Source organism: Sporosarcina koreensis (genome assembly GCF_001531445.1).
GTDB lineage: Bacteria > Bacillota > Bacilli > Bacillales_A > Planococcaceae > Sporosarcina > Sporosarcina koreensis_C.
In genome coordinates this window covers 1-11,828 of the sequence record NZ_LQYA01000164.1, presented here as the reverse complement: position 1 = coordinate 11,828, position 11,828 = coordinate 1, and the positions used below count along the sequence as shown (strand labels likewise).

Genomic DNA, 11,828 nt, shown 5'->3' with positions numbered 1-11,828 from the left:
GTCCAAAGGAATCTGCCGCACGTCCAAAGTGATCCGTCGCACGTCCAAAGGAATCTGCCGCGCGTCCAAAGTGATTCGTCGCACGTCCAAAAGAAGTTCCTGCGCGTCCAAATCGAACGGTCTCGCGTCCAAAGCAAGCTGTCGTGCACCCAAAGGAATCCGTCGCACGTCCAAAGCCAACCTGAAAAAAACATTTTATACCCCCTTTCGGTACCAAAAATCAAATAAAATCCCGGATATCAGGGCAAAATCAAAATTCCCCCAATTTGAGATTATTTACGTAATGATACAATGCAGGTGAGGTGAGAATATGTTATTCAAAAAACGGAGTGAACCCTTGTCCTTACTAGGATTGCAGTCATTAATCAGCCGGCTGCCAAACAGCCACCAAAAATATGCGGTAATCGAGGAAGACCTCAGAAGAAGAAGGGCCGGATTCGGAGGCGAATTGAATTTTGACAAGCATATTAATGAGTTCCGCCCAACTTATCCGTTTGGTCTACTACATGATATCTGCCTTCTCTATAATGGAATTTATTTCCAAATGGATTCCGTACTGATCCAGCCAGATGAAATTATCATCTTTGAAATTAAGAATCTTGGCGGGAAACTCACCGTCAAAGCAAATCCGACGCAATTCATTCAAGAAATCAAGGAAGACCGGAAAGTCATTCAAAGTCCGATTACAGAGCTGGAGAGGAAGATGATATTCATAGGCAGATGGTTGAAGGATAAAGGAATTGATGTTCCTATTAAAGGGATGGTTGGACTCGCCTATACAAACGAATTATTCATCGAAGAAGAGACGAATATCGAAATCCTTTTTACACACGAAATTCCGATTCGATTGTATAACATGATAATCGGCCAAAATTTATTGAGTAGAAACAGAATCCGTGAAATCGGCCGTATCATGGTGGATTCGCACCAAGAATACAATCCTTTTCCATTAACAAAGACATTGAGCATAGCGACAGAGGATATAATCACAGGAGTTATCTGCCCGGAGTGCAATCGTAAAGGAATGAAGTGGCGTTCGAAGAAATGGCATTGTCCAGGCTGTTTGCACAGTGATGTAGATTGTCATCTGCCTCTACTTGATGATTGGTTTTATTTAATGGACAACAGAATTACCAATCGTCAATTTCGTTCGTTTTCGGGCGTTGAATATCAGCCTATTGCAAAGAGATTATTGAAGAATTCTGGCCTTGTCCTAAATGGAAATCGTAGAAGTGCATTTTATACTAGATGATTCCTGAAACGCTTTGATAAAAGCTTATTTTAATCGCGTCATTCTTTATCCTACGCTCCGCGTCCAAATGGATCCCCCACGCGTCCAAAGCAAACCGCTCCGCGTCCAAATGGAGCTCCCACGCGTCCAAAGCAAACCGCTCCGCGTCCAAATGGAGCTCCCACGCGTCCAAAGCAAACTGCTCCGCGTCCAAATGGAGCTCCCACGCGTCCAAAGCAAACTGCTCCGCGTCCAAATGGATCCTCCGCGCGTCCAAAGCGAGCCATCCCACATTCAAGACGACCTTCGAACGCTGGTTAAAAACCACGATTGTGGGTATCGTACTGGTAAGACATGAAAGTGGAGGAGTTGCTCATGATGAAAGACAACCGTTTCCAAACAAATCCTCATGACGAAAAGGGCAAAGCGTTCACAGGAATGCCGAATGCCAACTATCCGGACTTCGAGCCCGAACAAGACGCGGAAAAGCAAGTGACGCAATTCCAGAATTCGACGGAATGCAGAGAAATTCCGTCGGATAATAAATAAGTGAAACAATACGAGACCTATGCATCCTAACGTCGATGCATAGGTTTTTTCTATCTTCCATATTTTTCAACGGTAGCGTATAGTGGAAAAAGAAACTACTACTTTATGACTGGGGATAGTTGCTTGAAACGTTTTGCTATAGCATCCATAGCATGCGGTTTTTTATTAACCGGCTGTATAAATAATAGAGAAGAAATCATCCATCCCGATGACTTTGCCATGCTCCAAAGCAATCAGGCAGAAGTGGACCTGACCGGAACATCAACCGACATTACAATCGGAATGATAGGAGACATCCTATTGCATTACCCGCTCTATACATACGATAACTACGACACCTCATTCAGTGCCGTGAAAGACCAGATGACGGGCACCGATTTTCTGCTTGCGAACCAGGAATCCTTGCCGGGGGGAGCAGAGCTTGGGTTGTCAGGCTATCCGCAATTCAACAGTCCGAAGCATATCATCAGGGACTTGAAAGCAAATGGAGTCAATCTGCTGTCCATAGCGAATAACCATACACTCGATCAAAAGGAAATCGGCTTATTGAAGGCGATCGGACATATGAAGGAATATGGAATGTCCTACATCGGTGCGTATGAGTCCGTGGAAGATCGTGAGACGAAGCGCATCTTTGACGTGAAAGACATTCGCATCGGCTTTCTCGCTTATACATACAGCTTGAACGGTGCCGCAATTCCGAAAGGGAAGGGCCACTTGGTATCATTGATCAATCAAGAACGGATGGAAGCGGAAATTCAGGAAATGAAAGGGGAAGTAGATGTACTCGTCGTTTCCATCCACTGGGGTGACGAGTATGCGCTCCAGCCTTCCGCCCGGCAGGAAGAGCTCGCCGAGTGGATGTCAATACAAGGCGTTGACATCATTTTCGGTCACCATCCACATGTTTTGCAACGCTATGAGAAAATCGGAAACACGGAAGTTTTTTATTCGCTCGGAAACTTTTACTCTGCGCAACAATTCGATTCGACGAATATTGGCGGCATTGCGAAAGTCCATATATCGACAATTGAATTGGCGGGAAGAAGATTTATGGAAATGGAGAAGTCGACATTTTTTCCGACGGCTGTCATCCGTGATGAGAATAAAAGATTCGTTGTCGTGCCATTAAAGGATGCTGGTGGTAAGACCAGTTTTGATGAAACGTGGGTAGCGGAGCATGTCGGCCTGCTGCCTGAATGAAAAAATGCCCTCCGCGCAGGATTGTGCAGAGGGCATTTTCATGTGATTATTCGGCTTTCTTCACTTGTTTCGTATTATAAATATAGTTTGAAACGATTTTTGCAGCTTGTTGACGTGTTGTGAATTGATCCGGCATGAATTTACCATCATAGCCAGTAGCAATTCCTAGCTCATGCAACATGGAAATCGCATTTACCGCATCTTCAGCGTAGTTGCCGAAATCGGAATAAGGTGCTTTCGCAGAAGCCGTATATTTCTCGCCAGTGTAGTTTTCAAACGCACGCTCAAGAATCAAAGCGAATTGTGCACGAGTCACTTTATCATTCGGATTGAATTTACCATCAGTACCTTTAATGATGCCATTCTCGTAAGCAGCTGCAATGTCAGCTTTCAAATCGTCGGAAAGTCCGTCAAGGTCAGAGAATGGTGCTTTACCTTCAGCTTTCAGTCCGTTCGCTTTGACGATCCAAGAGACCATTTCAGCGCGGGTGATTTGCACGCCTGGTTTGAAAGTGGAATTATCCGCCAAAATGTCTCGGTAATACAAATCCGAAATGAACGGATGTGACCAATGGCCAAGAGATACGTCATCGTAAGGAACTGTTGCGATAATGCGTCCTTCAAGTCCATTTGTAATCTTGCCTAACGATTTAATATGATCCGCAAGGTTTTCCCAGTCACTGAAACCAGGTTCGCTTGCACGGCCTTCCTCATATGCTTTGCCAAGAGCTTCAAAGCCGTCCCCGCCTCTAGCAGTGAAAACGTTCGTTGCTGCCTTGTACATTTTGTCAGCTTCTACTTCTTTACCGGCAATTTTCAATGAAACAATCCGTTTGCCCGGCTCTGCAGTACCGTCAAAGATGACTTGCATGCCAGCAACATGAAGGAAACCACCGTTTTCTTTCGGATATTCTTTTACAGAATGCTCGAATGTCTCACGAAGTTCCGCTCCGCTCAATTCCATGATTGCGAGGTTGTTGCCGAATGGAAGAACAGTGAGGACATCACCGTATGTAACTTCGCCTTTATCGATGGAAGCACGGATACCGCCGCCATTTTGGAAAGCGATAGAAACGTCAGGGTCGATCTCTTTCGCTTTTCCAAGCATACCGTCTGTAATGATATTACCAAGATTGGTTTCTCCAGCACGAACTCCGCCAAGGTTGCGTAGACCGCTTAAGAAAACCTCTGCGACTCCGCCAGTCGGTGAAGTCATCGTAGAGTCAACTTGATCATAGTAAGGCTTTAGTAATTCTTCAGCTTCAGCGTCTTTTTCGCCTTCTTTCGTATCAACCGCATGAAGTACACCATTGTATTCCTTAATGACACCATTCTCATCGAACGTGACATCCAATTGTCCTAAGTAATTATGGTATTGTTCTGCTTGTACAATGACAACAGGTCCTGATTCACCCTCGATCACTTTTGGTTCCTCTAATTTAGAGTGCGTATGACCACCAACGATAATATCGATGCCAGGGACATTTTTAGCCAATTCTTGATCATTATCGACTGCCGCGTTATCGTCGAAACCGATATGCGTCAATGCGATGATTTTATTAATACCCATCTCTTCAAATGCCGCTACTGCAGCTTTTGCCTCAGTGATATAATTTGTGAATTCAATTTGTTCAGGGCTAGAAATGGCAACCGTTTCTTCAGTCGTCAAACCGAAAATACCGACTTTCTCACCGTCCACTTCCTTAACGATTCCGTTAAAGATTTTTCCATTTTCAGGCTCAGCAGTCACTTCCCTTGATTGCAGACCGTCAAAATGGCTGTCCGCAGAGAAATTGACGTTAGCAGAAACGAATGGGAATTCCGCTCCTTTAACGAAGTCAGCCAGCCCTTTATGACCATCTACAGACGTTCCAAGGTCAAACTCATGGTTACCGAATGTCATGGCGTCGTAGCCGAAATAGTTCATGAATGCAAGGTCAGCTTGTCCTTGGAATTCATTGAAATAAAGGGTTCCGGAGAACACGTCACCAGCGTGCAAAAGAACGTTGTGTGGAACTTCTGCTCGTTTCTCTTTCAATAGGGCAGCGAAGTAAGGGATATTCTCCAAATGCGCATGGGTGTCATTCGTGTGGAACACCGTCATTGAAAAATCTTTTGACGCTTCTTCTGCAGAAACGGCAGCAGGAGTCAATCCCGCCATACTGAACAGCAACATGGACGCAGCCGCGCCTTTAAAATACTTCTTTGACATAATGCACCTTCCTTTAATGGGTTTTTTCTTCATCAATACTCCTAACTTGCATAGCTGGAATAAAGGCGAAAACGTCTTCTAATAAATTGTAACACTACCATTATTAAAGGACAAATTAATTTTTTGTAAATTTATAATTCATAGAAAAAGCCGGGAAGAAGTGAAATCACTTCTTTCCGGCATAATTTGTTATTGTGCTGCGTAGTATTGTACAAGCCCTTGATAGATTGCTTCAGCGTAAAGTTCCATATATTGTTCGCTCGATAATTTCTTGAAATCATCAGGATTTGTAATGAAACCAAGCTCGACGAGTACTGCAGCTACATTGTTATTCCGAATAACATAAAAGCGTTGGTCCTTAACTCCACGATCGGACATATTAGCGCCTTTTACCAAGTTTTCTTGGATTTTGTTCGCTAGTAAACGGCTTTCCGTTGCGTTCGGATTAGTGGAAGAATCATAGTAAACTTCCGATCCCTTCGCTGATGTAGAGCCTGCCGAATTGACATGGATGGACACGAATGCTTCTGCATAATGTTTTTTGGCGTAATCAGTGCGCTGTTCCAATGTCAAATATGCATCACTTGAGCGTGTCGTCAAAACTTTTGCACCGGCGTTTTTCAGCTTGCCTTCAACGAGCTTTGATACTTTCAATACAATCTCTTTTTCAGTCAAATTATTCTTCAAAGTACCAGGATCTTTTCCGCCGTGGCCGGCATCAATAACGATGATCCGGTCTTTCAATGGATTGCCCGTCTGGTTGATGAGCTTCAAATAATTTTTATGAACATAACCGGACCCGCTTTGCAAATTAATTTTAGCCCAGTTCCCGTTTATTGATTCGATTGCCACCTTTTGGTTGAGGGAGAGCTTTCCTACGACAGCAGATGTACCATCAGGTGATTTTCTAACGTTCAAAACATTTGCAGTCACTTTTCCAACCAATCCGTTTGTAGGGGAGGGGTTGTCCGACTCTTCCTCAGGTTCAGTGTCTTCCGGTTCGGACACTTCAGGCTCTTCCGGTTCTTCTGTAGCGACATCATCATCATCAGATGGTGCTTGTGAACCGACTTCAACCGTATAACGGCTATGGATGTATCCGTTATTGCCATTAATGAGGATGAGCAGCCAATCACCTGTTTGTCCTATGACTTCGACGATTTCACCATCTTTCAATCGATCTACGACATCACCCGTTACTGCAGGATGTGTGCGGACATTCAAATTGTCGCCGCCAGTTGACACTTTCGCGAAATAAGTCCGCGAAGTCTGTTCAGGCAATTTGACAGTAAGCCTATACTCATCATTCAAAGCACGCGCAACAAACAATGCGAATTGCGAACGTGTCAAGTAATCTTTCGGCAGGAATTTGCCGGCATCACCTTGTGAAACGCCACCATAATACAAACCGTTGATTTCCTTAGAAAATGGATGGTCTTTCATATCGGTGAGCATGAGCGGCCGGTCGACAGTGATGTTTTGAGAAAGATTGAAAGCGACGGACAGGGCGTAGCCCATTTCATCCCGTTTCAATTTTTCATTCGGCCCGAAACTTCCATCGGCTTTTTTCTTGAAGTAGCCGAGTTCGACTGCACGGCTGGCAAACTCATATTGCTCAGTGCCGGGCTTCAAATCCTTGAATTGGACGTTTGGTGTAGGCATGTCTTTTTTTCCGGAAGCGATGACAAGCATTTTTGCTGCGTGTGCTCGTGTCAGATTGTTGCCGGGATTGAACTTATCGGCTTTATTGACGATGCCAAGCTCCGCTATGTAATGTACTTGATCAAAATATTCCTTGTCAGGTGAGATATCCGAGAATTTGAACTGCGCCGAGGAATGTCCAGGGACGATGGAAACAAGAGCGAAAAACAGTAAAGCAATAGCTGCCCATTTAAACGTTTTCATGATGTCCTCCTATAATAGATGTAGATTAAGTTTACCAGTGTTCATCTTGTAAATCCATAAGAAATTTACTATTTTCATAGAGTTATTTCGAAAAAAACCAGGTGTCCAATAAAACGGAACACCTGGTTTTTTTAGGTTATTAATGGAGACGATCAAGGATCTTCTGGAATTGCTTTTCAGTCAACTTGTCATTAAGACCGAATGATCCATCTTCATATCCGCTAGCAATATTGTTATAGGCTAGTATATTGATATATTCATTAGCCCAATGATCTGCCGGTACATCAGTATAGGAAGTTGATGCAGAACCTTGAAGTTCGAACGCTTCCACTATGATTTTTGCCATTTGTGCACGAGTCAATGATTCATCGGGATTGAATTTTCCTTCATTGCCGGAAAATAGTCCAGCGCTTGCAACTTTTGTGATGGAATCGTATTGCGGATGATCCGCAGCGACATCGGAAAATGTTACCTTGTTCGCATCAGATTCAAGTCCTAGCTCTGTCACGAGAGTCTCTGCTATTTTGGCGCGAGAAACATAGACAGGAGTCTTCTCAGCTGCCGTCGATTCTTCGAAGGCGACTGTTTTTTCATGATTGAAATCCGCTACGCGGCGGGCGCCCAAATACCGTTTGCCCCAGTACGCGGGATCGTTGACGGAAGAAATCATGACACCTTTGGATGTCGAAGCATGGATGAATCTGCTGGAACCGATATAGATTCCGACGTGAGAGACTCTGTTTCCGAAAGTGTTGAAGAAGACGAGATCTCCGGTTTTAAGATCGCTTTTCTTAACAGCTGTTCCCATAGCAAACTGTTCGCCAGTCGATCTTGGAATGTTGATTCCTTGTTTTTTGAAGACGAATTGCGTATATCCTGAGCAGTCGAATCCGGAAGTGGTTGTGCCTCCATAGGCATAAGGTGTTCCCATGTAGGTCCGCGCTGTACTGACGAGCGAAGTCGGTGAATTCGCTGAGGCCATGGCTGGTACGGACGTTGCTAACAAAAAGCATGCCAAAAACGAGAAAAACAGTTTCTTCATATGGTTCCCAAATTCCCCTTTCGCACGTTTGTATACAGTGTGCTTTTATCTGAGAATATCCTACCATAGCTAAACCTCCATTTCGGTTACAGTTACATTACAATAACGTTACATCGACAGACTTATGTCGAAAACGCGCTCATATCAACGTTTCTTAAAGGGTGAATTTTGTAGGAAACATTATTTGTAATGAAAATCTACTGCATTTCATCAAAAAACGACAATTATTTAGGTATTTCACCCCTTTTTTCTGAATGGAGAAAACGAAATATGACAGGTGTGTTACAAAAATGTAAGGAACAATCTTATGGTATAATCGTTTAATGTGTATGTAGTAAAGACTTACTGTAGATTGGATGATATATAAATGCGCAGAATCGCTGTTTTCAGCAATATGTACCCTTCGGAGAAGCATCCGACATTCGGTATTTTCGTTAAAAACCAAGTGGAGCTATTGCGCTCAAAAGGAATTCAAGTGGATCTCATTGCCATTGATGAGCCGGGAAAAGGGAAGGCCGCCACTTTGAAAAAATATTTGGTTTGGTTCCTGAAGTCGCTAGGCTTTTTAGTTCGGAATAAAAAACATGTATCGTTGACGCATGCGCATTACGCATTTCCGACAGGAGTCCTTTCATTAGTAGGAAAGAAGCTCTTCGGCATTCCTTATGTAGTGACCGTGCACGGTGGCGATATCGACAAAATGGCCACGAAAAGCGAGCGGATAGCGGGCTACACACGAAAAGTCCTGCAGGGGGCGGATGAAGTCATCACAGTAGGAGAAAGATTGAAGCAGGATGTCGTCGGAACGTTCGGAGTAGAGGGGGAGCGTGTCCATGTCATGAGCATGGGCGTAAATACGGAGATCTTCCATCCCATGCCGAAGGAGGAAGCACGTAAAGAGCTTGGTATCCCTTCGAACGAAAAGCTTCTATTATTTGTCGGGAATATGATCGAGGCGAAAGGCGTGCTCGATCTTGTGGATGCATTCGATATTGTCCGCAAAAAACATCCCGAAGCTGCTCTTCATTTGATTGGCTCGAGTAAAGATGAACGGTTTATGGATACATTGGCAAAACGGTTGCTGTCGAAAGATGTTCGCATCTCTCATCAAGAACCGCTGCCGCAGAAGAAAATCGCAAAATGGATTGCCGCGGCAGACGTTTTCGTTTTGCCTTCCCATCATGAAGGATTCGGTCTAGTTGCGCTCGAAGCGATGGCAGTCGGAACAAAGGTTGTCGGAAGCGATGTAGGAGGACTATCCTTCCTGCTTGGCAATGAAGCCGGTATTCTCGTTGACCCGAAAAATCCAGGGTCTCTTGCGGATGGTTTGAAACGAGCGCTGGAAGAGCCAGCGGAAGCGAGGCGGAAAATAGCGGACGAGAAAGTTGCTGGACATACGTATGATGTCATTGCCGAACGATTGACGACGATCTATGACGCTGTGTCGAAAGGAAAGAATGACAAATGAGTAGAATGATGAAGATTATCGGTACAGTAGCCATCATTAATATCGTTGCGCGGCTTTTCGGTTTCCTGCGTGAAATGGTCATTGGGAAACAGTTCGGCGTGAGCGCGGCTGCTGATGCTATCGCGACGGCTTACACGATACCGAATTTCATTTATCTCGTGTTGGGGGGCGGGCTGACGACGGCTTTCATTTCCGTCTATCATTCAGCGAAAACCGATAAAGCTATTTTTGTCCGGAGAATGTTCACTTCAGTACTGATGGCTGCAACAACGATTACAGTGTTAGCTGTTATTTTCGCTGAGCCACTGCTACAGCTAGCATTCCGAAATAAACTGACACCGGAACAATTCGATTTGGCGTATCCCATATTCCTGTGGATGATGCCTTCAACAGTTATTCTTGTCCTATCGACATGGCTAAGCGGTTTATTGAATCTGAACGACAAATTTAAGCTGTCGAGCATCGCAATCCTTGTTTATAATGCTGCATTTGTCATCATTTCCGCGCCGCTCGTCCCTTGGTATGGACCAACTGCATATGGAATCGGGGCATTGCTAAGTGCGATGCTCATGGGTATTTTCTTATTTGCTGGAATTAAACGCAGCAAATTGTATTCATTGAAGCCGACATTAGGCAAGTCTGAAGATGTGAAAAGAGTATGGATCATTGCCTTGCCGATCCTATTAGGTGGCGCATCGATGCAATTCTACGCATTCATTCATAGAATCGCTGCCGCAGGATTAAGCGAAGGAGCCATCTCGGCTGTCAATTATGCATCCAAATTGAGCAACTTCCCGCAAGCGATCATGATGACAGCTGTCACGACCGTTATCTATCCGATGTTGAGCAAGAAGGAAGGCGAAGGGGATCATGAGACGATCCGCAAATTATATAAAAAAGGGATGCTATTACTCGCGGGGATGATTGCCCCGGCAACAGCAATCGCTTATTTCTTCGCAGATCCGCTCGTCCGGCTTATTTTCGAGCGCGGGAAATTCGACGAAGCATCGGTATTGATTACCGTGCCGATTTTCAAAGTGTTTGCATTGTCGATGTTCTTCTTGGCTGCGAATACATACGTGACCCGTTTTTATTATGCAAAAGGGAAGTCGATGTTGCCGGTCATTTTCAGCTTGATCAGCGTTCTCGGCATCAATATCGCAATCATCTATTGGCTGATCGATTCAATGGGTGCTACAGCGATTGCATACGGTACGGTCATCAGCTCAGCCATCAACTTACTCATGCTCGTCATCTATGCCAGAGTAAAATGGAAGCTGTAAGCGATACGCATATCCCGCCGCGGTTCGACTGCGTGCGGGATATTTTTATCTGTTGTTCCATGCTGATTTACGCTATTCTGAATAAAAGGAGATACTAGAATAGGAGAGATTGTCATGTCTACGGAAAAACAAATACGGGAATGGTTCACCCATTTTCATGAGAACCCCGAAATCAGCTGGAAAGAAGTCGAAACGACGAAAAAAATATCCGGAATTCTTACAGAGATGAATGTGCAGCATCATACATTCGATGATGTGACCGGTGTAGTGGCGGAAATCGGGAGTGGAGACCGGATTATCGCTGTACGTGCCGATATCGATGCACTTTGGCAAGAGGTGGACGGTGTTTTTCGAGCGAACCATTCATGCGGGCATGACGCCAATATGTCGATGGTGCTCGGCGCTCTCTCCTATTTGCAGGAACAGCAAATAGGGAGCCGCATCCGTTTCATTTTCCAGCCTGCTGAAGAAAAAGGGAATGGTGCGAAATCAATGATCGAAAGGGGAGCCATCGATGGCGTATCACATTTATTTGGCGTGCATCTTCGGCCTCAGGAAGAGATCCCTTTTGGCAAGATCTCACCTGCGATTCATCATGGCGCCGCGATCTTTCTTGAGGGAAAAGTGAAAGGGATCGACGCCCATGGTGCAAGGCCGCAGCAAGGGAAAAATGCGCTCGATCCAGTATTCGCGATTGGACAGTTCCTGAAGACGATTTATTTCTCTCCATACGAAGCGTATTCCGCTAAACTGACGAAAGTCCAGGCGGGCGGCGAAAGTTTGAACATCATTCCGGGGAATGCACTGTTTGCTATCGATGCACGGGCACAGTCGAACTCAGTGCTGAATGAATTGAAGGAACGCATTGCTGCTGGAATCCATTCGATTGCACAATTATACGACGTGGACATCGAATTGAACTGGTCGGATTACAC

The 11,828-nt window shown here is 44.8% G+C and carries 10 protein-coding genes; 6 read left to right on the top strand and 4 right to left on the bottom strand.

What is annotated here, in order from left to right; translation table 11 throughout:
- Window positions 1–310 precede the first annotated feature (310 nt).
- Window positions 311–1,252, top strand: a complete 942-nt coding sequence (locus tag AWV70_RS16215) for a nuclease-related domain-containing protein (protein WP_060209360.1) — start codon at window positions 311–313, stop codon at window positions 1,250–1,252.
- Here the strand turns inward: AWV70_RS16215 and AWV70_RS16210 are convergent.
- Window positions 1,245–1,559, bottom strand: a complete 315-nt coding sequence (locus AWV70_RS16210; protein ID WP_201024383.1) for a hypothetical protein — start codon at window positions 1,557–1,559, stop codon at window positions 1,245–1,247. The genes AWV70_RS16215 and AWV70_RS16210 overlap by 8 nt on opposite strands.
- 47 nt (window positions 1,560–1,606) lie before the next feature.
- On the opposite strand from AWV70_RS16210, the gene AWV70_RS23880 reads away from it, so the two are divergent.
- Window positions 1,607–1,780 (top strand): hypothetical protein, encoded by a 174-nt coding sequence (locus AWV70_RS23880; protein ID WP_160327674.1) that lies wholly within the window; start codon window positions 1,607–1,609, stop codon window positions 1,778–1,780.
- Window positions 1,781–1,903: 123 nt separating this feature from the next.
- The gene (locus tag AWV70_RS16205; protein ID WP_060209356.1) at window positions 1,904–2,983 is read left to right on the top strand and encodes a CapA family protein; all 1,080 of its coding nucleotides are present in this window, start codon (window positions 1,904–1,906) and stop codon (window positions 2,981–2,983) included.
- Window positions 2,984–3,029: 46 nt separating this feature from the next.
- On the opposite strand, the gene AWV70_RS16200 is transcribed toward AWV70_RS16205, so the two are convergent.
- The 3 genes from AWV70_RS16200 to AWV70_RS16190 form a co-directional block, all read right to left on the bottom strand.
- Window positions 3,030–5,195, bottom strand: coding sequence for a 5'-nucleotidase C-terminal domain-containing protein (locus AWV70_RS16200; RefSeq protein ID WP_060209354.1), 2,166 nt, complete (start codon window positions 5,193–5,195; stop codon window positions 3,030–3,032).
- A 189-nt stretch (window positions 5,196–5,384) separates the two neighbouring features.
- The gene (locus AWV70_RS16195; RefSeq protein WP_060209352.1) at window positions 5,385–7,100 is read right to left on the bottom strand and encodes an N-acetylmuramoyl-L-alanine amidase; all 1,716 of its coding nucleotides are present in this window, start codon (window positions 7,098–7,100) and stop codon (window positions 5,385–5,387) included.
- A gap of 139 nt (window positions 7,101–7,239) precedes the next feature.
- A complete protein-coding gene (locus tag AWV70_RS16190) occupies window positions 7,240–8,142 on the bottom strand; it encodes a C40 family peptidase (protein ID WP_060209350.1) in 903 nt (300 codons plus the stop codon).
- A 367-nt stretch (window positions 8,143–8,509) separates the two neighbouring features.
- Here AWV70_RS16190 and AWV70_RS16185 point away from each other — a divergent pair, with 367 nt between their 5' ends.
- The 3 genes from AWV70_RS16185 to AWV70_RS16175 form a co-directional block, all read left to right on the top strand.
- A complete protein-coding gene (locus tag AWV70_RS16185) occupies window positions 8,510–9,610 on the top strand; it encodes a glycosyltransferase (RefSeq protein WP_060209348.1) in 1,101 nt (366 codons plus the stop codon).
- Window positions 9,607–10,893 carry a murein biosynthesis integral membrane protein MurJ gene (murJ, locus tag AWV70_RS16180; protein WP_060209346.1) on the top strand — a complete coding sequence of 429 codons (1,287 nt, stop codon included), beginning with the start codon at window positions 9,607–9,609 and terminating at the stop codon, window positions 10,891–10,893. Before AWV70_RS16185 ends, murJ begins: the two co-directional genes overlap by 4 nt.
- 114 nt (window positions 10,894–11,007) lie before the next feature.
- Window positions 11,008–11,828 (top strand): amidohydrolase (locus AWV70_RS16175; RefSeq protein ID WP_060209345.1); only part of this gene is annotated, 821 nt, incomplete at its 3' end.